At 61.8% G+C, this 23,723-nt stretch carries 16 protein-coding genes; 6 read left to right on the forward strand and 10 right to left on the reverse strand.

Features of this window, described 5'->3' with window-relative positions; all coding sequences use genetic code 11:
- Positions 1-9: 9 nt before the first annotated feature.
- The 3 genes from ASN89_RS21100 to ASN89_RS21110 are packed head-to-tail and all read right to left on the reverse strand — an operon-like array spanning position 10 to position 3,515.
- Positions 10-939 carry an ABC transporter permease gene (locus ASN89_RS21100; protein ID WP_058050647.1) on the reverse strand — a complete coding sequence of 310 codons (930 nt, stop codon included), beginning with the start codon at positions 937-939 and terminating at the stop codon, positions 10-12.
- Positions 932-2,008 (reverse strand): ABC transporter permease, encoded by a 1,077-nt coding sequence (locus ASN89_RS21105; RefSeq protein ID WP_058050648.1) that lies wholly within the window; start codon positions 2,006-2,008, stop codon positions 932-934. The genes ASN89_RS21100 and ASN89_RS21105 overlap by 8 nt, the downstream gene beginning before the upstream one ends.
- Positions 2,001-3,515, reverse strand: coding sequence for an ABC transporter ATP-binding protein (locus ASN89_RS21110; RefSeq protein WP_058050649.1), 1,515 nt, complete (start codon positions 3,513-3,515; stop codon positions 2,001-2,003). The genes ASN89_RS21105 and ASN89_RS21110 overlap by 8 nt, the downstream gene beginning before the upstream one ends.
- Before the next feature lie 441 nt (positions 3,516-3,956).
- Between ASN89_RS21110 and ASN89_RS21115 the strand changes: the two genes are divergently transcribed.
- From ASN89_RS21115 to gluQRS, 4 genes are all read left to right on the forward strand, one after another.
- A complete protein-coding gene (locus ASN89_RS21115; protein WP_092716215.1) occupies positions 3,957-4,769 on the forward strand; it encodes an outer envelope protein in 813 nt (270 codons plus the stop codon).
- Positions 4,770-4,847: 78 nt separating this feature from the next.
- Positions 4,848-6,695 carry a type VI secretion system baseplate subunit TssF gene (gene tssF, locus ASN89_RS21120; RefSeq protein ID WP_058050650.1) on the forward strand — a complete coding sequence of 616 codons (1,848 nt, stop codon included), beginning with the start codon at positions 4,848-4,850 and terminating at the stop codon, positions 6,693-6,695.
- Complete coding sequence (gene tssG, locus ASN89_RS21125) at positions 6,659-7,699, forward strand: type VI secretion system baseplate subunit TssG (RefSeq protein ID WP_058050651.1); 1,041 nt, start codon at positions 6,659-6,661, stop codon at positions 7,697-7,699. The genes tssF and tssG overlap by 37 nt, the downstream gene beginning before the upstream one ends.
- Positions 7,700-7,874: 175 nt before the next feature.
- The gene (gene gluQRS, locus ASN89_RS21130; RefSeq protein ID WP_058050652.1) at positions 7,875-8,795 is read left to right on the forward strand and encodes a tRNA glutamyl-Q(34) synthetase GluQRS; all 921 of its coding nucleotides are present in this window, start codon (positions 7,875-7,877) and stop codon (positions 8,793-8,795) included.
- A 193-nt stretch (positions 8,796-8,988) separates the two neighbouring features.
- On the opposite strand, the gene ASN89_RS21135 is transcribed toward gluQRS, so the two are convergent.
- On the reverse strand, positions 8,989-11,220 hold the full coding sequence (locus tag ASN89_RS21135; protein ID WP_058050653.1) for a TonB-dependent receptor: 2,232 nt from the start codon (positions 11,218-11,220) through the stop codon (positions 8,989-8,991).
- Between the two features lie 510 nt (positions 11,221-11,730).
- Between ASN89_RS21135 and ASN89_RS21140 the strand changes: the two genes are divergently transcribed.
- Together ASN89_RS21140 and bla are read left to right on the forward strand one after the other, a co-directional pair.
- Entirely contained in the window at positions 11,731-14,406 is a 2,676-nt protein-coding gene (locus ASN89_RS21140) for a PAS domain-containing protein (protein ID WP_058050654.1), read from the forward strand.
- Positions 14,399-15,292 (forward strand): class A beta-lactamase, encoded by an 894-nt coding sequence (bla, locus tag ASN89_RS21145; protein ID WP_058050655.1) that lies wholly within the window; start codon positions 14,399-14,401, stop codon positions 15,290-15,292. Before ASN89_RS21140 ends, bla begins: the two co-directional genes overlap by 8 nt.
- Here bla and ASN89_RS21150 read toward each other — a convergent pair whose 3' ends face one another.
- From ASN89_RS21150 to ASN89_RS21175, 6 genes are all read right to left on the reverse strand, one after another.
- The gene (locus tag ASN89_RS21150) at positions 15,293-15,727 is read right to left on the reverse strand and encodes a DUF695 domain-containing protein (RefSeq protein WP_052755885.1); all 435 of its coding nucleotides are present in this window, start codon (positions 15,725-15,727) and stop codon (positions 15,293-15,295) included. It lies immediately after the preceding gene.
- 39 nt (positions 15,728-15,766) lie between these two features.
- Positions 15,767-16,441 (reverse strand): hypothetical protein, encoded by a 675-nt coding sequence (locus ASN89_RS21155; protein WP_152988640.1) that lies wholly within the window; start codon positions 16,439-16,441, stop codon positions 15,767-15,769.
- Between the two features lie 84 nt (positions 16,442-16,525).
- On the reverse strand, positions 16,526-16,792 hold the full coding sequence (locus ASN89_RS21160) for a PAAR domain-containing protein (protein WP_058050657.1): 267 nt from the start codon (positions 16,790-16,792) through the stop codon (positions 16,526-16,528).
- A 13-nt stretch (positions 16,793-16,805) separates the two neighbouring features.
- The gene (locus tag ASN89_RS28330) at positions 16,806-18,437 is read right to left on the reverse strand and encodes a type VI lipase adapter Tla3 domain-containing protein (protein WP_082654684.1); all 1,632 of its coding nucleotides are present in this window, start codon (positions 18,435-18,437) and stop codon (positions 16,806-16,808) included.
- A gap of 84 nt (positions 18,438-18,521) precedes the next feature.
- On the reverse strand, positions 18,522-20,798 hold the full coding sequence (locus ASN89_RS21170; protein ID WP_058050659.1) for an effector protein Tle3 domain-containing protein: 2,277 nt from the start codon (positions 20,796-20,798) through the stop codon (positions 18,522-18,524).
- An 18-nt stretch (positions 20,799-20,816) separates the two neighbouring features.
- Positions 20,817-23,612 carry a type VI secretion system Vgr family protein gene (locus ASN89_RS21175; RefSeq protein WP_058050660.1) on the reverse strand — a complete coding sequence of 932 codons (2,796 nt, stop codon included), beginning with the start codon at positions 23,610-23,612 and terminating at the stop codon, positions 20,817-20,819.
- Positions 23,613-23,723: the final 111 nt, after the last annotated feature.

Consider the following 23,723-nt stretch of genomic DNA (forward strand, 5'->3'; position numbering starts at 1 on the left):
GGTCAGTGATTAATTTCCGGGATTGAAATTTTTCCCCAGCGAAGCGGGCATGTTGAGCTTGATGTAATTGGCATTGCTGGAGATAAGCACGAGCACGACAATGGCCGCCACGTAGGGCAGCATCGACAGCAGTTGCGAGGCAATCGGCAGGCCCAGCGCCTGTGCGTGGAACGTCAATATCGTGATGCCGCCAAACAAATAGGCGCCGCCCACCACGCGCGCGGGGCGCCAGGTGGCAAACGTGGTCAGTGCCAGCGCGATCCAGCCCCGTCCCGCCACCATGCCCTCGACCCACAGCGGCGTGTAGACGAGCGACAGGAAGGCGCCGGCCAGACCGCAGCAGGCGCCGCCGAACAGCACGGCCGCCAGGCGGATGCGGCGCACAGGGTAGCCGAGCGCATGCGCGGACGCGGGCGACTCGCCCACGGCGCGCAGCACCAATCCCGCCCGCGTGCGGTACAAAAACCAGGCGATGGCCAGGCACAGCAGCAGGGACAGATACACCATCGGATGCTGGCGGAACAGGGCCGGCCCCAGCACGGGAATATCTTCCAATACAGGGATGCCGAAGCGGCCATTCTGCAGGCTGTTGCCCACGTACTTCAAGCCGATATACGTGGACGCTCCCGCGCCGAACAGCGACAAAGCCAGGCCCGTCGCATACTGGTTCGTGCCCAGCCACACGGTCAGCCATGCAAAGAAGCCGGACAGCACCATGCTGGCGCCCGCCCCCGCCAGAAAGCCCAGGGTGGGGCTGCCCGTGTTGACGGCCACGGCAAAACCCGTGATGGCCGAGACCAGCATCATGCCTTCCGCGCCCAGGTTCACCACGCCCGCTTTTTCGTTCACCAATAAACCGAGCGCAGCCAGCATCAGCGGCGTGCCCGCATTGATGCTGGCGGCGATCAATGGCGCGATCGTCAGGGCCAGGTTATCCATGTTTCCTCCAGCGCAGTTTGTATTGGATCAGCACGTCGCAGGCGAGCAAGGCGAACAGCAAGATGCCCTGGAACACGCCGGTAATCGCGCTGGGCAAACCGAGGCGCGATTGCGCCAGTTCGCCGCCGATATAAAACAGGGCCATGACGAAGCTGGAAAAAATCACGCCCACGGGATGCAAGCGCCCCACGAAGGCGACGATGATGGCGGCAAAGCCATAGCCGGGCGACACGGTGGGCGTCAACTGGCCCATCGGTCCCAGCACTTCGCAGGCGCCCGCCAGGCCGGACAGGGCGCCGCAAATCAGCAAGGATGACCACAGAGTTTTGCGCGAAGAAAAGCCCGCATACCGGGCGGCGGCGGGCGCCATGCCGCCCACGCGCAGGCGGAAGCCGGCAATGCTTCTGGACAAGTACAGCCAGCCGCCCAGCGAGGCCAGCAAGGCGAAGACAATGCCCACGTGCAAGCGCGTGTCGCTGATCACCATCGGCAAAAGCAAGCCGTCCGACAGCAGTTTCGACTGCGGGAAATTGAAGCCTTCCGGATCGCGCAGCACGCCATACACGAGATAGCTCAGCAGCAATTGGGCGATGTAGACGAGCATCAGCGAGACGAGGATTTCGCTCGCGTTGTAGCGGTCGCGCAGCCACGCCACCAGGCCCGCCCACGCCATGCCGCCCGCCATGCCCGCCAGCAAGGAGACGCCGATGATGGCCGCGCCGCCGACACCATCATCGAGATACAACGCGGCCGCGCCGCCGCAGATGGCGCCCAGGGTCAGCTGTCCTTCCGCGCCGATGTTATAGATGTTGGCGCGAAAGCAGATGGCCAGGCCGACGGCGATCAGCAGCAAAGGCGCCACCTTGAGGCCCAGTTCGGACCAGCCGTGCGCATCACGCAAGGGTTCGACAAAGAAGACGGCCAGTCCCGCCAGCGGATCGTGTCCCAGCGCAAGAAACAGCAAAACGCCGCACAGCACGGTAAGCAAGACGGCCAGCACGGGCGACAGCCACGACATCAGCCGCGATGGCGCGGGCCGGGCTTCCAGGCGCAAGGCAAACTTAGCCATGGACTGCCTCCTGCGGCCACAGCCCGCTCATCCATTGACCCACCTGGGCCACGCTCGCGTCGCCCACGTCGAGCGACGGCGAGATTTCTCCCTTCGCCATCACCAGCAAGCGGTCGCTGATGTCGAACAATTCATCGAGTTCCTCCGACACGACCAGCAGCGCGCAACCGGCGTCGCGCAGCGCCAGCAATTCAGCGCGGATTTGCGCGGCCGCACCCACGTCCACGCCCCAGGTCGGCTGCGCCACCACCAGCACGGTGGGCTCGCGCATGACTTCGCGGCCGACTATGTATTTCTGCAAGTTGCCTCCCGACAGGCTGCGCGCCAGCGCCTGCGGCCCGCCCGCCTTCACCTGGAAGCGGGCGATGATGGCGGCCGCCCGCTGCGCGATAACCTTTTGGCGCACGAAGCCGTGGCGGATGGTGGCCGGTGTCTGCAAACTCAATAACACGTTGTCGGCCAGCCCCATGTCGGGCACGGCGCCACGCCCCAGTCTTTCCTCCGGCACGAAGCCGAAGCCCAGGGCACGGCGGCGGCCCGGCGGCAAGCGTCCCGCCTGGGTGCCGTTCAGCACGATGCTGGCGGCGGGGGCCCGCATGTCCTCGCCCGACAGGGCGGCCAGCAATTCCTGCTGGCCGTTGCCGGACACGCCCGCGATGCCGACGATCTCGCCTGCGCGCACGTCGAAATTGATATCGGTCAATTGGGTGGCAAACGGGTGGCTCTTCGGCAAGTTCAAATTCTTGACGCTCAGCATGGCCGCGCCGGGCGGGCGGGCCACGCGCGTGACGGCGGGCGGCTCGGCGCCGATCATCATGCGCGACAGGCTGGCCGCCGACTCTTGCGACGGGTCGCACACGCCCGCATTCTTGCCCGCGCGCACCACCGTGCACGTATGGCACAGGGCGCGGATCTCGTCGAGCTTGTGGCTGATGTACAGGATGCTGCAGCCTTCGGCCGCCAATTGGCGCAAAGTGGTAAACAGTTTTTCGACGGCGCCCGGCGTCAGCACGGACGTCGGCTCGTCGAGGATCAACAGTTGCGGCTTGGCCAGCAAGGCGCGCACGATTTCCACGCGCTGGCATTCGCCCACGGACAAGGTGTGCACGTGGCGCTGCGGTTCCAGGTCCAGGCCGTACTGGCGCGCCGTGTCTTCGATGCGCTGCGCCAGCTCCGCCATGTTGGTGCCGGCGGGCAAACCGAGGGCGATGTTTTCCGTCACGGTCAAGGTGTCGAACAGGGAAAAGTGCTGGAACACCATGGCGATGCCCAGCGCCCGTGCGGCCGACGGGTTGGCGATCTCGACTTCGCGGCCATTCCACAGGATGCGGCCGCCATCGGGCTGCACGGCGCCGTAGATGATTTTCATCAAGGTCGATTTGCCGGCGCCGTTTTCGCCCAGCACGGCATGGATCTGCCCGGGCGCGACGGTCAAATGGATGCCGTCATTGGCCATCACGGCCGGATAGCGCTTGCTGATATCGAGGAGTTCCAGGCGTGCCGTCATTGTTTTTTTCGTGCCTCGCTGCGTGGTATGCGGGATGTCGATCGGTGGAAAAAATCAACACTCTGTCTCTATCGTATCGGCATCCGCGACGCTTGGGGGGCGGGCACGGCGGCGCGCATTTCTATTTCCACAAAAAAACAACACCTGTATACAATTTTGAAAAAAATTATCAGCTTTGCAGCGGCCGCCTTGCCCCGCAAGGGCGGGAAGGTGCGATGATTATATGCAGGAACTGATAGTAACTATGCAAACAAGACATATTGCCCGACGCGGTGCTTCTCGCATCATGGATTGAACGGGGCGCAATCTCCCCCATCGCAACGCTTCGTGCGCGCTACGCGTCCAGCCATCCCAGTTCCCGTTTTCCAACACCGCCATCAGGAGCCGAAAGTGCCAAAAACCATACCGTGTCTGTTGCTCTGCCTCACTACCACCCTCGGCGTGGGTGCGACCGCCCAGGCTGCCGAATGGAGCGATACCGCGCTGAGCTGGCGCGCCGGCAATGACTACCGCGAGCCGTTCAATCCGGACGACATCAAGAAAAACATCTTCGCCATCACGCACGCCAGCGGCTACAAATACGGCAGCAATTTCGTCAATCTCGATTTCCTCATGTCCGACAGCAAGGACCCTGGCGCGCTCGGCAAGACGTCCGGCGCGCAGGAAGCGTATCTGGTCTACCGCAACACCATCGACATCGGCAAGGTGCGCGGCAGCGACATCAAGTTCGGCCCCGTGCGCGGCGTCGGCGTCACCTTGGGCTTCGACGTCAACACCAAGAACGACGTCGGCTACAACTCGCGCAAGCGCATGCTGGTGGCCGGCCCCACCCTGATGTGGGACGTGCCCGGCTTCTTCAACACCAGTCTGCTGTTGCTACGCGAAAGCAACGCCCCCAGCGGCGCCTTCCCGCCCATCTCGCAAGTGACGGGCCGCTACACGTATAAAACGCACGCCATGCTGACAGGCGCCTGGGGTATCCCCCTGTCGCCGCTGTTCTCGTTCGAAGGTTTCTTTAACCTCATCGATTCAAAAGGCAAGGATGAAGTGGGCCGCGACACGGCGGTGGAAACGAACATCGACATGCAGGTGATGTTCGACGTGGGCGCGGCCTTGGGCAGCGCCAAGAACACCTTCCGCGTGGGCCTGGAATACCAGTACTGGAAGAACAAGTTCGGCAACTCGCCCGCCACCACGGGCAATGTGGGCCAGACAGCGAAGACGCCGATGATACGTGCGGAGTACCATTTCTAAAATTCATTGTTATTCATCAACACTCACGGTCGCGCCTGATGCCAGCATGAAGCTTTCCTGCTGGAGGAGAGCGCGACCGTGGAACAACTACTACCGTATTACGAGCGCGAGCTGGGCCTGTTCCGCCAGTACACGCGCGAGTTTTCCAGCCGCTACCCGAAGGCGGCCGGGCGCCTGCTGATCGCCGGCGAGACGTGCGAAGACCCGCACGTCGAGCGCCTGATCCAGTCCGTTGCCCTGCTCACTGCCAGGGTCGCCAAGCGCCTCGACGACGCCTATCCGCAATTTACCCATTCCCTGCTTGAAACCCTGTACCCGCACTACCTGCGGCCTTTTCCATCGTGCTCCATCGTGCGCATCGCCGCCGACGAAGCGCCGGGCGGCAGCCAGCTGGCCCAGGTGGTGCATATTGCGCGCGGCACGGTGCTGCGCTCGCAGCCGGTGCAGGGCGTGGCTTGCAAATTCACGAGCGCGTATGACGTGACCCTGGCGCCGCTGGCCATTTCTCGCCTGCATTTCTCGCCGATCATCGACGCTCCGCCCGGCCTGCGCCTGCCCGATGGCGCCAGCGCCTTGCTCAGCATTCAATTCACCAGCAGCAGCGAGCAGTACCACCTGGACCAAGCCGGTTTTTCCAACTTGAGGCTGTTTGCCGATGGCGAACCTTCCGTGCGCGCGGCCCTGCTCGACGCTCTGTTCCTGCACGGCGCTGGCGCGTACGTGGCGCTGGATGAACACAGCCCATGGCAAGCTGTCGAGGGCACGCCACTGGCGCCGGCCGGCTATGCGGACGACGACGCACTGATCCCCATTTCCGCCCGCTCGCACCCGGCCCTGCGCCTGCTGACCGAATATTTCGCGTTTCCGGAAAAATTCCACTTCATCGATATCGGATGGTCGTTGCTGGCCCCGTGGCTGCCGAAAAAGTGCCGCCAGTTCACCTTGCACCTGCCGCTCAAGGGCGTGCGCAGCGACAGCCACGAAGCGCGGCTCTTGTCCGGCGTCAGCCGCGACAACCTGCTGCTTGGCTGCACGCCCGTCGTCAACCTGTTTGCCAAGTCCGGCGTGCCGATCCGCCTCACGCATACCGAGCCCGACTACGCCCTGGTGGCCGATGCCACGCATGCGTTTGCCTACGACATCCACAGCATCGAGGCCGTCACCGTGGTGCGCAAGGACGAGGCCGGCGAGCGCCTGAGCACTTTCTTGCCGCTGTATGCCTCGCTGCAAGGTGCACAGGCAGAGCATGGCCAATACTGGCTGGCGCGCCGCGACGAAGCCGTGGCCGCCATCAGCCCCGGCCATGAAATGCGGCTGAGCCTGATCGACCCGCAGTTTTCACCAGGCAGCGCGGCCTGCGCCACCGTCTCGACGCAGCTGCTGTGCAGCAACCGCGACTTGCCCACGCAGTTGCACTACGGCTTGCCCGGCGGCGACTTGCTGGCCGAAGACGTGCCCGACGGTATCCCCGCGCGCTTCCTGCGCAAGCCCACGCCCAGCGTGCGTTTCCTGGCCGATAACGGTACGCACTGGCGGCTGATTGCGCACCTGTCGCTCAACTACTCCAGCCTCACGCAAGCGGGCCTGGGCGAACTCCAGAAAATGCTGGGCCTGTACGACCTGCCCCGCTCGCCCACCACGCAACGCCTGATCCAGGGCATCGCCACGCTCGAGCACGGCAGTACGCGTGCGTGGATGCCCACCGTGCCGTTTCCCACCCTGATGCCCGGCATCGCCATCCGACTGGGCATCGACGAGCAAGCCTTCGTCGGCAACAGCATCTATATTTTTGCCCAGGTGCTGCAGCGCTATTTCGCTCTGAACAGCCAGCTCAACTGTTTTAGTCAACTGACGCTGCTGTCGCACCGCAGCGGCGAGGAACTCATCCGATGCCCAGAACGCAGCGCCGACGCCACGCCAGCGTGATCCAGCAACTGCTCGACGCGCCGCAGCGCTTCGAGTGCTTTCAGGCGCTGCGCCTGCTGCTGGCGTGGCTGGCAGAACACGGCATCGACGAGCACACGGCGCTGGCAAAGCTCGTGCGCTTCGACAATAGCGTCTCGCTGCGCTTTCCCGCCAGCCAGCTCGAGGCACTCGCGACCGGCGGCATCAACGATGCGGATGCCCTGCTGCAAGCACTGCTGTCCGGCCACGGCCAGCACATCCACCTCACGCCCACCTTCATGGGCTTGCTGGGTTGCCAAGGCAGCTTGCCCAGCCACTATTCGGAACGTATTGCCGCGCACCAGCACAGCGAACGCGACAACAGCGCACGCGCCTTTCTCGACCTGTTTTTCAGCCGTGCAGTGGCCTTGTTTTATCAGGCCTGGCAAAAATACCGCATCGAACAGGCCGGCCACAGCGGGGACTTCCTGTCGCGCCTGCTCGCCCTGGCCGCATGCCGCCCGTGCCAGGACGAGGCGGCAGCCGGCCTGTACAGCGGCTTGCTCCAGCAGCGCAACATCTCGTCCATCGTCGTGGCGCGCATCCTCGCCGACCACTTCGGCGTGCCCTGCCACATCGACGAGGCGACGGGCGCCATGGACGTGCTGGCGCCGCGCGAACAAACGGCGCTGGGCGCGGATAATGCCGTGCTGGGCCAGCGCGCCCTCGTCGGCGAGCGCTGCCGACGTCCCGACCTGGCCGTGCGCCTGCGCCTGGGCCCGCTCACTGCCAGGCAGCACGCCAGCTTCCTGCCGCACGCCCCTGCCAGCGAGCAGCTGCGGCAGATGCTCATGCTCTTCGGCCAGCCGCTCGTACGCTACGACATCGTGCTGGTGCTGTGCGCCAAAGACGTGCACGGCCTGTCCCTGCCTGCCACGGGACAATGCGGACTCGGCTGCAACAGTTTCCTCGGTAGTCCAGCAACGCCGAGCCATCGCGATGACATGCATTACGAAATGCAATTGATGCCCTCATTCAACGATTAATTCTTGCGGTTGCGCAAAACGCTTGTGTTCGCTATTGCTACAGTCGGCCGACTATCCTATCCCTCTCTGAATCAGGGCCGTATTTGACTTGAATATCACTCTGAACGATACTTGGATGAGTCAACGCTCATAGCAACACCAGCACGTATTACTACTGTCAATAACCTTCATCCGTATGCTCTCCTCCACCGCCCCCTACATCGGCCGCTTCGCCCCCTCCCCCTCCGGTCCCCTGCACATGGGCTCGCTCGTTGCGGCCATGGCCAGTTATCTCGATGCGAAGGTGCATCGGGGCACGTGGCTGTTGCGTATCGAGGACCTGGACTATGACCGCAATGTCGAGGGCGCCGACGTCGGCATTCTGGCCAGCCTGCGGCGCTGCGGCATGCACTGGGATGGCGAGGCGACGTGGCAGAGCCGGCGGCTGCCGCTGTACGAGGCGGCGCTCAAGCAGTTGCAGGACGATGGCCTCGTGTATGCGTGCGGCTGTTCGCGCAAGGAGATCCAGGATTCGAACTTGCAGGCGGGCGCGCCGAAAAATGGGGCCGCCGTGTATCCGGGCACGTGCCGCCACGGCTTGGCGCCGGGCAAGGCGGCGCGGGCCTTGCGGCTGCGGGTGCCGCAGGGGGTGAATGCGGTGTACGCGTTTGCCGACCGCTGGGCAGGTCCGCAGCAGCAGGATCTGGCCAGCGAAGTGGGCGACTTCATCGTGCTGCGCGGCGACGGTTACTGGGCGTATCAGCTGGCCGTCGTCGTCGACGATGGCGCGCAAGGCATCACGCAGGTGGTGCGCGGCGCCGATTTGCTTGACTCCACGCCGCGCCAGCTGTATTTGCAGGATGTGCTGGGCTTGCCCCATCCCGGTTTCCTGCACGTGCCTGTCGTCACGAACGACAGCGGCGAAAAGCTGTCCAAGCAGACGGGCGCCCTCGCCTTCGATACAGGAATCCAAGCCACCGAACTGCTGACGTCGGCGTTGCTGCCGGCCGCCCGCTTCCTCGGCCTCGACATACGTGCCGACAAGGTGGAAGATTTCTGGCGGCAAGCCATTCCCGCCTGGGCGCAGCGGCTGGCGCAACTTCCCGAGCGCACATAAAAAAACCCGCCGCGGCGCGAACCGGGCGGGTTGGAGCGCAGGCGCCAACCGCTAGGGCCGGCCCTGGAACCGAACACTGAAGAAAACCGTAGCGAGCGGCAGTGAGTTGCGGCTGAGAAGCGGAGCTGTGCTTTAGCACAGTGAGCATCGCAGGCCGCAAATCACGACGCGCAGTAGGTTTGCTTATGTGTTCTTAGAAGTTGCCTTTGAACTGCACGCCAAACTGACGTGGCTCATTGATGAAGCCCGTACGGTTGTTGAAGTCGATGGCGCCCGTGATGCGCTGGGTGTCGGTGATGTTACGGCCAAAAACGGCCATTTCATACTTGCCTGCATCCCAGGTGTAACCCACGCGCAAGCCGCCTTCGACCATCGGCTTGCCGGTGAACTCGGTTGCCTCATACAGGAAGAAATTGATCTTGCTGCGGTAAGCCCAGTCCGTGAAGACGAAGAATTCGCCGTTCTCCATCGGGATCGAATAACGGCCCGTGGCGGTGATCGTCCACTTCGGCGCTTGCGGCAATGGATTGCCGTCAATGATGGCGCGGTTGCCAGTGGTCAGCGAATCGGTCACGGTGCAACGCGTTTGGGCGCAGGTAGCGATCGACAGGCTTGGATCCTTGATTTCCGTGAAGTTGTAGCTGCCGCCCAGGGACATCTTCAGGCTCGGCGTGACAAAACCTTCCAGTTCCAGTTCCGCGCCGCGGCCATTCGTCTTGGCTGCATTGATCAAACGCGTCACGTTCGAGGTGCCGCCCACGACCGTCAATTGCTGGTTCTTCACCTGGTAGTTGTACAGGCTGAAGGCGACACGGGCGCGGCGCTCGAACAAATCGGCCTTGATACCGGCTTCAAACGAGGTGATCGTTTCCGCATCAGCCACGGTGACAGGCACGCTGGTGCTGGCCGGGGCGATACTTGGCGCGCGGAAACCGGTGGCAACACGGCCGTAGAAGTTCACGTCCTTGTTGTATTTATAGGTGCCGCTCAAGTCCCAGTTGACCTTGGCTTTGCTGACATCGGCGCTGGTCGGGCTGACCTGCACGATGTTGGTCGCTTGCACCGTGTTGAAATCTTTCTTGTCCTTGGTGTAGCGCAAGCCGGCACGCAGCATGAAGTCATCGTTGACGGCGTAGTTGACGGAACCAAAGGTTGCCCAGGCCGAGTTCTTCTGGCGGCTGGCCAGGTGCGTGGTCAGCACATGCGTGTCGGTATTGAAGTTGTCGGTGAAGCCGTTGGCATCTTCGTTGAAATAGTACACGCCAGCCTGCCAGTTGAGCGGACCGGCATTCTTCGATTCGGCGCGGAACTCCTGCGAGTATTGCTTCACGCTGGTAATGCCGCCGGCCGTTTCAACCTGGAAAGGAATGAAGCCCGGGCCCGTTGGCGTGCCGCCGTCGATGTCGCCATGCGACACGTAATTGCCGACCTGTTCAAAGCCGGTGACCGAGTACAGCTTAATACCGTCCAGATCCCAGCTCAGGCGGGCGCTGGCGCCGTTGGTGCGCAGGCGCTGGAAGTTCGGCGCATTCGTGAACGACTTGTTCGGGTCGAAACCGTCGACGATATCGTTCGTGCCCTGCTTGATCATGTTGGCGTAGAAGATGCGCGCGCTGCCCGTGGTGCTGCGCTGGTGCACATTGAACAGGGCGTTGAACATGGTGTTCGGCGCGTACAGCAGTTGCACGCGTTCGGCGTGTTCATCGTAGCCGTCGAGCGCGTTTTTCTGGCCCGTAAACGTGTTGTCGACGTAGTCGTCGCGATGCTGGCGCAGGGTCGAGAAGCGCAACGCCCATTCTTTGCTCAGTGGCACGTTGACGGCGCCGTCGAAATTGGTCGTGTTGTGCGTGGCGGCGGAAACGTTGTAATAGCCTTCAACCTTGTCCAGGTTCGGCTTGACGGATTCGAACTTGACCACGCCGGCAGGCGTATTGCGGCCGAACAAGGTACCTTGCGGGCCCCGCAGCACTTCCACGCCAGCCACGTCGAAAATCGGATAGCCCTTGAGGATAGGATTTTCTTGCACGACGTCGTCGTAAATCAGGGAAACAGGTTGCGATGCAAAGATGTTGAAGTCGGTATTGCCGTAGCCGCGGATGTAGAAGCGAGGGAAGGTACGGCCGTTCGACGACTCCACGTTCAAGCTCGGCACTTTGCCGGCCAGCACGCGGATATCTTGACCGCCAGAGACCAGCACGTCGAGCTTTTCATCGCGCAGCAGCGATACGGAGACGGGCACGTCGCGGATATTTTCCTTGCGGCGCTGCGCCGTCACGGTCACGGTTTCCAGCTGGCTGGCCGCAGGAGTCGTATCAGCAGCGACTTCATCAGCATAGGCCGAGCCGATAGGCAGGGCTGCGGACAGTGCCAGCATGGCGGCGCTTTTGGCGCACAACCGCTTGTGCATCTTGGACATCTTGATCATGTTGTTTCCCAGAAGTTTAAAAAAGAATTGCGAAACCTGTCTCCGGCGTATGTACGGCGCTGGATGATCGTCCGCACCATCATGGTGCGGCAGCGCGAGCGGATGTCTCTCCGCTCCTGGCGTCATTGGCTCTGCCCTGGCTGTCGTGCTTGCTGACAGCGGTAGCGGCCGCATCTCCGGGATGTCTGATGAACACCAACTTTTGAGTAAGGCGCCAATTTAATTCAAGCGCCTTGTGCGCTGCAAGAATATTGTTATGTAAAATATTCATTCATCAACATAAAGGGCCGACTAGTGGTTATTCAGCCACAATAGCGCCCTTGTCTGGCTATTTCCCCTGATGACTTGCTGCATGGCACGTCTTTTTCGCCTGGCCAGCCGAAAGCGGAATGCGCATCCAGCAAGACAGCCCCGAGGGTGAAAATAGTTGTAATATCGCCAGACTTGCGCTGCCATGCCGCCCCATTCCAGTGCGGCGGCGGCCCCCCTGCACCATCGTTAATTGCCGTCATGCCAGAACCCAGCCAGCCCAGCTACGCCGTCCCTTCCTCCACCGTCGCCGCCCAGGCGGCGCATTTACTGCTGAGCGCTCATTGCGACATCGTCTGGAGCACGAAAACCTTCGGCCAGTTCGATATCGACCAGCCATCCTGGCGTGCCTTCACGGGCCAGACCGAGGCCGAGCTGCTGGGCCGCGGCTGGGTCAATGCCCTGCATCCGGACGACCGCAACTTGCCTTACGTCATGCCATCGCACCTGACCAGCGTGTTCGAAGCGGAATACCGGCTGCGCCACGTCAGCGGCGCCTACCGCAACATGCTGGTGCGCATGCTGCCTGTGCTGGCGCCCGACGGCGGCATCGTTGAATGGCTGGGCTCGCATTGCGACGTGACGCAGCAAAGGCAGACGGAACAGCGGCTGCGCCTGGCCATGCAGGGCGGCCGCATGGGCACGTGGGAGATCGACCTGGGCAGCGGCAGCATGGCTGGCTCCGATGCGTTCAAGGCCAATCTGGGCCTGCCGCCTGACAGCCATATCGATTACGCGCAACTGACGGGCGCCATGCTCGACGGCGACCTGCAGCACTGGCAAACGGTGGTGCACGCGGCCATCGCCAGCGCCAGCGATTTTGAAGTCGACATCCGCGTGCGCTGGCCCGATGGCGCGCTGCACTGGGCACACATGCGCGGCACCTGCGCCAGCGACGGTGCCGGCAACGTGATCGGCCTGTCCGGTATCTCGCTCGACCTGACGGCCAGCAAGCAAAACGAGGAAACCCTGCGCCTGACCCTGGCGGCCGGCGAAGTGGCCACCTGGAACTGGGACATCGTTGCCGACCGGGTCACGGCCGACAGCAATATGGCGCGCTTGTTCCCCGTCAATGCCGATGCGGCCGCTGCGGCGCCGCTGGCGCGCTACCTGGACATCATCCATCCCGATGACCGCGAGCAAGTCAGCGCGCAGATTGCCCAGGCGCTACAGACACACACGCCGTTCGAGGCCAGCTACCGCGTCGGCGCCGGCGATAGCCAGTACCGCTCGGTCATCGCGCGGGGCCGCGCGGAATACGCGCCCGATGGCACGCCCTTGCAATTGCCCGGCGTCCTGCTCGACATCACGCGCCAGAAGCAGGTGGAAGACGCGCTGCGCCGCAGCGAGGAACGCTACCGCACCCTGATCGAGCTGATGGACCAGGCCTTTTGCGTGATCGAAATGCTGTACGACGAGCAGGGCCGCCCCGTGGATTTCCGCTACCTGGAAGGCAATCCCTCCTTCGTCAAGCAGTCGGGACTGGAAAACGCCATTGGCAAGACCATCCGCAGCTTCGTGCCCGACCACGACCAGCACTGGTTCGACCTGTACGACCAGGTCGTCAAGACCGGCGAGCCCGTGCGCTACGAAAACGAAGCCGTGGCCATGGAGCGCTGGTTCGAAGTCTTCGCCGCGCGCCTGGGCGGCCCCGGCAGCCGCCTGCTGACGGTATTGTTCAGCGACATCAGCGAGCGCAAGCGGTCTGAACAGCAGTTGCGCCAGCTGGCCGACAACCTGTCCGAAATGGACCGGCGCAAGACGGAATTCCTCGCCACCCTGGCGCACGAACTGCGCAATCCGCTGGCGCCCATCCGCAACGGCTTGCAGATCATGCGCCTGGCCGCCGACAAGCCCGCCACCGTGGCGAGGGTGCGCGACGTGATGGAGCGGCAAGTCAATCAGATGGTGCATCTGGTCAATGATTTGCTGGACGTGGCCCGCATCACGCGGGGACAGATCGAACTCAAGCTTGAACGCACGGATCTGAAAACCATCATCGCCAGCGCCGTGGAGACGAGCATGCCGCTGATCGAGGCGGGTCGTCACCAGTTGCAAGTGGAACTCGACGAGCAGTCACTGCCGCTCGAAGCCGACCCCACGCGTCTGGCGCAAGTGCTGGGCAATTTGCTCAACAACGCCGCCAAGTACACGCCGGCCGGCGGCCACATCGGCTTGCGCGCATTACGCGATGGTCACGAGGCATTGATCGAAGTCAAGGACAGTGGCGTCGGCATACCCGCTGAATCGATCACGACCGTGTTTGACATGTTCACGCAGGTGGGACAAAACATGGGGCGCGCGCAAGGCGGCCTGGGCATCGGCCTGTCCCTGGTGCGTCGCCTGGTCGAGTTGCACGGCGGCAGCGCCACGGTGGCCAGCCCCGGCGCCGGCCTGGGCAGTACCTTCAGCGTGCGCCTGCCCCTGCTGGCGGCGCAGCCGGCCGCCCCCGTCGCACTGGCCGCACCCGCCATTACCGACAGCGGCCCGCAGTTCCGCGTGCTGGTGGTCGACGATAATGTCGACGCGGCCGTTACCCTCGCCGCCGTGCTCGACATGATGGGCCATGCAACGCAAGTGGCCCACGATGGCGCGCAAGCCCTTGCCGTGGCGCCGCAATTCTTGCCAGACGTCATTTTTCTCGATATCGGCCTGCCCGGCATGAATGGCTATGAAGTGGCGCGCGCGCTGCGCCTGATACCGGCGGGCGACAACGTCGTGCTCGTTGCATTGACGGGCTGGGGCGCCGAAAACGACCGCAGCCAATCGAGCGCGGCCGGCTTCGACCACCATCTGACCAAACCGGCCAACCTGCTCGCCATCGGCGAACTGCTGGCTACCCTTTCCACTCCGAAAACACTAACAGACCATGACTGAATCCCTGAACCACGTCCGCCGCAACCTCCTGCTGGCCGGCGGCGCCGCCCTGCTCTGCCCAACACCGCTGCTGTTTGCCGCGCCCGCCACCAGCATCGCCGCCGCCCAGACGCAACTGGCCGCGCTGGAACAGGCCGCAGGCGGACGCCTCGGCGTTGCCGCCTGGCGCCAGGGCAGCGAGCTGCGCGTCGCCTATCGCGCCGACGAACGCTTCCCCCTGGCCAGCACCTTCAAGGCCATGCTGGCGGGTGCCGTGCTGGCGCGCAGCGTCAGCCAGCCGGGCTTGCTGGACCAGCACGTGCGTTACGAGAAAAAAGAACTGGTCACCTACTCGCCCATCACGGAAAAGCATCTGGCCGACGGCATGAGCGTGGCCGACCTGTGCGCCGCCACCTTGCAGTACAGCGACAATAGCGCGGCCAATTTCTTGATGACACTCTTGGGCGGGCCGCAAGCCGTGACGGCGTTTGCACGCAGCATCGGCAATACGGTGTTCCAGCTGGAACGCTGGGAAACGGAATTGAACAGCGCCATCCCCGGCGAAGTGCGCGACACGGCCAGCCCCGCGTCGATGGCGCACAGCTTGCAGCAATTGTTATTGGAAAATAGCTTGCCGGCACCGCAGCGCCAGCAACTGGACGCCTGGATGCGCGGCAACACGACGGGCGACAAGCGCATCCGTGCCGGCGTGCCTGCCGGCTGGCAGGTGGCCGATAAAACGGGCTCGGGCGCGTATGGCAGCGTCAACGATATTGGCGTGGCCTACCCGGCCAGCGGCGCGCCGCTGGTCATCGCCGTGTACTACACGCGCGAACAGAAAAAAGTGGACACGAACCAGGACATCATCACGGCCGCCACGCGCATCGTGACGGCCGCGCTGGTGTAATTACTTCGGCAAGGCAGCCATGAAGCCGGCATACGTCGACCAGGCGGGGTCGGCGGCGCTGCGGATTTCGATCGGGAACTTTGGACGCGGCGCCAGCGCCGTGTTCAGACGATTGAAAAACTCTTCGCCCGACTGCGTGTAATAAATCCATTCGCGCAAGTTTTCACCGGTGGACACCAGCGCCAGGGTGGCGAAGCCGTCTTCTTCCACCACAGGGGCCAGCGCCGCTTCCAGCTCTTCCATGTGCTCGCGCTCGTTCGGCGCGGGCATGCCCGTTTCGTCCTCGTAACGCCAGGCGATGATGATGCGGTCGGGCTGCGACGACAGGTCCCAGTCGTCATGGAAAGTATCGACATAGCGATAGATGATGGCCATCTCGTCGCTATGCGTGACGATGGTGCCCCAGCTGCGGGCGGAAGTGGAATTTTCGTTCATGGTTGCAACAGTCAAAAAAATAAATCGAGGGTGCGCAGCTTACAGCACTGGCGGGCAAGTCACATTCCACGCATCATATTGGGCACCGCTCTTGCGCAGCCAGACACGGGCGTAGCTGTCGCGATCGCTCTTGAACACGAGCGCATAGCGCTCTTCGGCACGCGGTGCGGCGGCGCCCACGTCGACGGCCGCCAGCGAAAATTTCAGCGCCCGCAACGGGGCGCACGCCGTATTGCCAGCCATCAGCAAGCGCGCCCGTTCCAGCAGCGACTTTTGATAAAGCAACACGCCTTCCAGTTCCGCATCGGGGACGCGCTGCAGCATGCGCACGGGTTCGGCCACCGCGCGGCAGGTGCCACGGTCGAGCCAGGCGTAATACTCCATGCCCGCTTCCTGCCAGCGCGCCTGCTTGCCCTCGCCATGCAGAACGAACTTGGTACGCTGCGTCCGGCACAGCGCGCCATGGCCGCGATACGGCGACGTTTCGACGCTGCCCACCACTTCGCTGCCGCGTCCACCCACCACGGGCACGCTCTCGAACACGGTGCGCGCCGCCGGCTCGCCCGGATATTGCTGCGCATAAAATTCCAGCAGAGACGCGCGCTGCTGCGCATCGACCGCCACGGCCTCGGCGGCACTGGCAGAGAGGCACACGGCCGACACTACACACAGCGCCAAGGGGCGCACGAAATAAGCTGGCATGGATCCTGGCATGGCATTCCTTCATCGACGTTCAAGGGCGGGTATCGCCCAAGCGCAGATTATATAGTTACCAGGAAATGGCAGGCGGACGCGGGGTCAGGAGGTGCGGAAGTTGACGCCGCCAGCGAGCAACCTGGCGCCGCAAGTGGTGATGTCGCCTTCGAAGGCGATGGCGATGCCGTTGATGCTGTGCCGGGACGAGCCGCTGGCAATCTTGCAGCCCTGATACCCCTTGACAGGGCAGCTGCACAGGTCCCCGACGCAGGCGACGGCAATGCCATTGACCGTAAAGTGTGTGGCGGCACAACTGAGTACCTTGCCGCCGTGCGACGTGGCGTCCCCAAAACGGATGACTTTTCGCATGCTGCCTCCCGAGTTATTGTCCCGCCTGGCTTTCCAGGATGGCTTCCACCGATGGCGCCGCGTAGTTGGCCGGATCGACGGACGGCGTGACGCGGCTGCGGAAGATATCGCCATTGGCGTCCTGCTGCTGGCGTTTGGCATCCGATGGCGGCGTAATGAAGATGATGCTAGCCTCATTGCTGTCGCGCAAATTAATCGCAGCACTCGCGCCGCCATCACGATAGCTGCCCATCACGCCAATGGCCATCTGCATGAACCAGGTGGCCGCACCGGTATTACCCAAGCGATGATCCGTATTGATGAATTGCGTGCTCTTGCTGCTGTCGATTTCCGGCCCGCCCTGTGACGCATAGTCATGCAACATACCTTCGAGCATCAGCAACTGCTCGGGCTGCTTGCCTGTGCCCGCCACGATGCGCGCGGGTCCCTTGCCGCGCTCCGCTTCAGGCAAGGTCTGCAGCGCCTGCTGCCAACCCGCATTGAACATCTTCTGGCGCTGCTCACGCCGCGTGACGGGCTTGCCCTCTTCATCTGCGAATTTGACGAATACGGGCCGATGCACGAAACCGAACGAGGGCAAGCGGTCGAAGGTTTCCATCTGTTCCCGGTTCCACGGAATGGGAAACCACGGCGTCGGCTTCCAGTCACGCGGAGGGCGATTTTCCCAGGGATTGAGTTTATCAAAGGTATGCAAGCCCACGCCGCGGATATCAGGCCGCTGGGCGAAGGCAGTGGCAGCAGCGAGCCATTCGGCGACGGTGGGCTGACGAAGTATTGGAGGAAATTCCGCGCCTAATTCCTTATCTGGTTTTGCCAGAGATTCCATCAATTGATAATACATCGCTCTGAATTGCTCTTGTACGAACTTATTTTCCGGGTCGTCCCATATCGCTGACCGCAAAAGTTCAACACGTTCGCGCCGTGCCAGTACAAATGCCACGGTGGTATCAGGCATATCGGGTATGTAATACCCATCCTGCAGCATTTTTGCATCCCCTTTCGCGCGGATACCATCTCTCGTCCCTGCACTATCATCGGCCATCAGAACCACATACGGCACATCAGGATGGGTATCAAAAAACTCAAAGATGTTGAGCAGCAATTTATCAGGATGTTCAGCCAGACTCCAGGGAGCTATCGAAAACAAATGCCATGCCATGCCGGAAGTCCCCGCGCCGGCAATCAATCCAGCCGTAGGTACCCCAGCTTCAGGCTGTTGCTTAAAATCACGAATTGGTGGGCCAGCATAAAATGACGGCACTCCCCAGTACAGCGGTGTAAAGTTAATTCCATTCTCCATCGCATCGTATGCACGCCCTCCGCTGACCCCATTTTTATCCAAGGTACTCCACGCGTACTTGCTCTTGTCCTGTTCTCGGATAGAAGTAAAAGCACTACCTTTTTGTAAGGCATCCCATAGTCTGGCTTGCCGATACCGATCAAAGGTCACTCCAAGTCCTATCACTTCCAAGACATATTCGTCCCGCGATGTAGAACCATCGACACTCTCTTTCTGAACCTGCGCTGCTCTCTTTTTCGATGCCGACTCTCGTTCATTTGCTTGTGCCGACACACTGATCCACCTAACAAATAGGACAAGAAACAGTACTAGCAATGGAATGCCCATCCAACGAACGACGGTCATAATGACCTCCTATTCCAACTATTGAAAGGTATCGCTCCCAGTTAATCGCAGAGCGAGCAGAAAACCATAAAAATCCAAAGTCATTCAAGTTTTCGACTGCTTGATGTCAGAGGTCCTTTTGCCGCTTTTGGTCTCTGATATGACGATTTTCCACAAAGACCCGGTCAGCAACGGTAGATCAGCGGGTAAAACACCTGAGTTGTAATAAGATATGTTCCCTTTGATTACATTTTTTCTCCAACTATCTTCCGTATCAAAATACATACGAAAAGTCTCAAGAAACTCCGGCCATAAAAGGATTCCTGGCCGTCGCTTCCCACTTTCGTACGATATCTTCACCCGCCAATCCGCCACAGCACATAAATACGCATAGAACTGCGGATCAGAACTAGCCTTGCCGCTGCCAATCGCCACGTCATACGCAGTTACCTGGCTGTGATTTTTAGCGCTTCCGATAATCGAACTGTGGAAGGACTTGGCACTGACCTCACGTTGCCAGCGCAACCGCGCCTCATTCGGGCTTTCCTCGATGGTTGCCAAGACATTTCCTTCCGTGTAGCGGGTGGCGGCAATGACCTTGCGTTGATCGAGCGGCCCTTTGCCATCGAGTTTCTTTTCCTTGTTATAGGCTGTCGTCATCAAGACCAGTTCGGCCCCGCGTATGGCTTCGTCGCGCTCTGGGAAGCGGCGATAGCCGGCCGGATCAGGGCGATCCTCGGCGCTTGTGTGCAGGCCGCTTCCACTGGTAAGCGCCACTGACGCATCGCAGGGATCGACTTCTTCCGTAGGTCCCTGATCTTCAGGTTTGCGGTTTCGCATCATCGAGGTTTTTGGAATATTGAGCGGATCGATTTGCGAAGTGCCGCGCAAATCAGCCGGCACCGGCTGTTTCAACGCCTCGCCATTGATGGTGCGTATGCCATTACGCTGTTCCGTCTTGCTCAATCTGGTATTGATAGGCCAGGCCACTGCTTTATGTTGTGCACGGTATTTTCGTAATGAAACATCGACGTGTGCCTGTTCGTTTTCTGTCATGAGGCGCAGTGGAAAATCAAATGGCGGCGGCTTGCCTACCAACGACATCGTGGTCTTTCCAGTGGCCGGATCCAGCCTGGTCTTGTTGCTGAATACCCGCTGATAAAATCTGCCACCCAGTTCCGCCAGCGCGCCACGTACCTGTGAGCGCTCCACCATCTTGGTATGGCCGGAGGAAACGCTAACCCCATCAAGGCTGAGAGTCTCCTCCTCTTCCACCAATTCGCTTCCCGATGCATAATCGGGCACGCCATCCCAGCCTATGCCCTGGATGTTATCCAGTGCCACCGTCATGTCTTCAGGGCAGAAATATAGATAAACCTTGCGGCGGTTGTCGCGGTCGTCAGCGCTCTGCCAGCGGCTGCCGACCATGCCGCGATGCTCATCCTTTTTCAAGTTGGCAAACTGCGGCTGGCAAGCCTGGCCGTTGCCTTTCGCCACACCGGCCACGATATTCACCAAAGTCTTCAGGCGCGCACCCAGAGTCTGCGCACCACTGAGCAAATGGTAATAGGGCTTCATCGCCGCATCCTCGCCGCCATCGAACCAGGCGGCTCCTCGCATCAACAGAGGCAGACTGTCCACCAGGCTGTACGGCGGATGCGTGAGTATCAGATTATCGGCCGGTGCCAGCCCCTTTTCCATCAGCATGGCTTGCGCCAGCAGCGACAGCAGACAGCCCTGGCTGTGCGCAACGATGCTGACGGTATCATCCGCATCGTAATCGCGGATCATGGAAATGAGCGCAGCCAATCGCTGGGCCGCCAATACCATGTACATGCGCCCGGGCGCCGTCTTCAGTGGCCGCAAAGCATCTCCCATGGGATCGCCAGGCGCAAAGATACCCGGACGCCACATGTCGGGCAAGCTGCTGGTGGCGTTGCCGAAAGGACCTCCTTCCTTGGACAGATCCTTGTCCAGGCGATTGCCGTAGCGGTCGACGAACTGGCCGTTGATGGTTTTGCATTTCACTGCCACTTCACGGTAGCCCCAGTAAAACGGAATCACGGGGCTGTTGGTATCCTTGGTGATCGTGCGCTTGAAGAAGACGGCGTCGGGATCATCTTCCAACTTGTCCTTGTCCGCCGCCACGGGCATGCGGTAGGTGGCCGGCGTAAATGGCCGTCCCAGCCTGGCGGCCAAACCGGTGCACAAGCCGTCTTCCACCGCTTTGTAGCTGACACCCACGTCGTTGACGCCATGGATGACGATGATATTGCCTGGCAGGTTGCGGCGTATCTTGACCTTCTTGCACACGCTGCGTTCGCAATGCAGGATCGCCACATCCTCGCCGACGACGTACGGTATTTTCGGATAGCTGCCCATCGCACGCTCCTGGCGTCATCAATCCTTGTTGTTGAACACTTCGATGGCGGCCAGGTGCATCGCTGCGCGCTCCAGCACATCCGTCTTGCCGCCTCCATCACTGCGTCCATCTGCCGACGAGCCGTCGCCCAGCTTCACGGCAAAGTGCGCCTGCGGCGCCAGTTGCGGTGCTGGCGGCACGCCATCAGCGGGACTGTCATCGCCCTCATATTGAAAGATAAACTGCTGATCGGCCTTGCCCTCGGCAAAGCTTGGCAATTGCACCTCCATGCTCTGCGGGTCATGGAACACAAAGTTGGGTGCATGGAAGTTCAGCGGCGACTTGCTGCCAAAGGTAATGCCATCGGCGATGCGGATGAATGCGCCGTGCTTGGAAATCAACACGATTTCATCGGCCATCCCCGTCAACTTGCCGTCGCTGGCCGTCAGCTTCAGGTTTTTCCCCGCATTGAGCTCCATGTCGTCATGCTGGCTTTGCAGCAGGAACTTGCCATGGTGCGCGATGGCGCGGATGCCGTCGGCATGAGAAAACAGCGAGATGCCCTTGCCTGCGTTCACGCTGTAGCGCTGGCCGGCCACCGCTTGCAGGTGCTGCTGCGCCACCGTATCGATATTGCTGACGGCATAGCTGACGATAGCTTTCGAGCTGGCAAAGCTGATGCCGGCAGGCGCCGTCACGGTGATCGCCGCCGCACCGCCCGATTCGGCACGGGGTTCCGTATTGCTGCCGCCTTCCCAGCCTTTCAAGCTGTGCTGCAATTCCTGCTGCGCCTGGTCTTCCTGCTCCAGTGCCTGATGCGTCGCGGCATAGCTGCCCAGCGAGCGAAACAGTTCCAGGCAGTTTTCCATCAGGCCCAGATATTCGCTGCGCGCCATGTGCCCGCCGTCGCCGTTCAGGCGCTTCCAGGCCGAGATCAGCATGCCCTTGCCCGCCCGCATGGCCAACTGCTCGTCGGTGCGCAGTTCGGCGCCTTCGCCCCGCGCTGTGCCTTGGCCATTGCGCCGGTCCTGCGTCAGCCAGCCCAGGTTGAGCTGGGTGGAACCATGATCGCTGGCAAGCTGGACATTGATTTGTCCATGGACATCATCAAAGCGCAACTGATTGCCACGCGAGCCCTTGATCTCGCGGCTCTTGATACCGGACAAATAACGGTTGCCCGGCAAGTCGCCAGCCTTGCTCAAGGCAACTGGCTGCGCGCTATGGTTGTACAGCTGCCCCACGATAATGGGCCGGTCCGGGTCGCCACCGAGGAAAGCCAGCAAGACTTCGCTGCCCACGCGCGGTAACCCCAGGTAGCCGCATTGTTGCATGCTGCCGGGACCGTTTCCCGCCCAACTCGACGCGACTCTTACCCAGGCCGAATCGGCATCGGTGTCGGAGGCGCCCGTGCCGCCGGCATGCTCGTGGTCCGCCTTGCGCGTGGCTGGAAAGCGCACCTTGACCCGGCCCATCGCATCGCAATGGACTTCCTCATTGGCAGGCCCCACCACCACGACGCTTTGCACGGTCACTGGCGGCAGGTCGGTGCGCGTGTCATAGGCTGGAATGATGGGCACGCCGCGCCGCACGACAGCCACTTCAATACGCATGCGCAAGGCTCCACCGTCCACCTCGGCCGCCAGATCGCGCTGCTTCTGCACGCCCTCATCGTCCAGCCAACGGTTGCGCGCAAACAGGCGTGCCACCCTGGCGGCTAGCTCCCTGGGTAAATTATTTTGCGCCGCCACCTGCAGCGACGTGACGACAAAATCGCGCTCGGCCGCTGGCAAGGCGTCGATGTCGGGGTGCTCGGCCAAAGTGAAGTATTCGCCCGGACACAGGTCGCGTACGCTGCCTTCGGCGTGAAAGCAATGGCTTTCGTAATCGTGCTGCTGCATGGCCAGCATGCCAAGCTGGCACAACGCCTCATGATCCATGCCCGCGCGCGGCGGCAGCACGCGGTAATCATCGAGGGTGGCGGCAATGGCATTGCCATGCATGCCTTGCAAGCCCTGGCCTAATGCATCGGCAGTCATGAACGGCCGCGCGCGCGGGTGTTCTTCATTCCAGCTATGGCGCGTCACCTTGCCCGCCTGCAGCTTGCGCACTTCGCTCCACGAGGTGAGCGTGTCGCGTTCTTCCGTCGCGCGGTCCGCGTGATAGCGCACGGTGTCCGCCATGTTTTTTCGCAAACCATCCGCGTGGTTGAACAACACCAGGGTATGCGCCGGCTCGGCATGTGCATCCGTGTCTCCCTCCGCACGGAAAAACCAGGCGACACCGCTGCGCTTGAGCAGGCGCCGTACAAAGGCAGCATCGGACTCATTGTGCTGCATGACAAACTCGCGCTGCGGATATGCTTGCGCCTCGAAGAAATCGGCAAACGCATACTGGAAGGCGTGTGCCAGCACGGTATTGCTGCGTATCCATTCATCGAGCAAGGTCTTGACGATCTCGATATCCGTCAGGCGCCGGAAGACGCGCGTATTGCAGCGTTTTTCCATGATGGCGAAGGCGTCCGTCAGCACCAGCTGGTAGCTGGCCAGCGCACCGTCACTATCACCGGCGCTCGCTTGCGTGACGATGCCGCAGATACTACGCAGCTGCCCCTGGTCAGTGACGATATCGAGCGCGGCGGGCAAGGCAATCAAACTGCTCAGCGGCAAGTCGGCATGCGTCGAGACGCACAGCACGCGGTACTCGACGCCGCCACAGATGGCCTCTCTGCCGGCAATGCGCTGCGGTATCAGCACGCCTGCCGGCACCTTGGGCGAAACACCCAGGCGCAGGCGCAAGGGACGCTGGGCATCCGATATCGACTCGTCACTGTCCATGGCGTTCTCCTCGTTCACACTTGCCTCTAGTCAAGCTGGAGAACCGACAATGCCATGGGATGACAGTGAAATACTTGATATTTAGTAAGAACCCGCCAAGGTTCCCAATAC

The sequence above is a fragment of the Janthinobacterium sp. Ant5-2-1 genome (assembly GCF_001445815.1).
GTDB lineage: Bacteria > Pseudomonadota > Gammaproteobacteria > Burkholderiales > Burkholderiaceae_D > Janthinobacterium > Janthinobacterium lividum_E.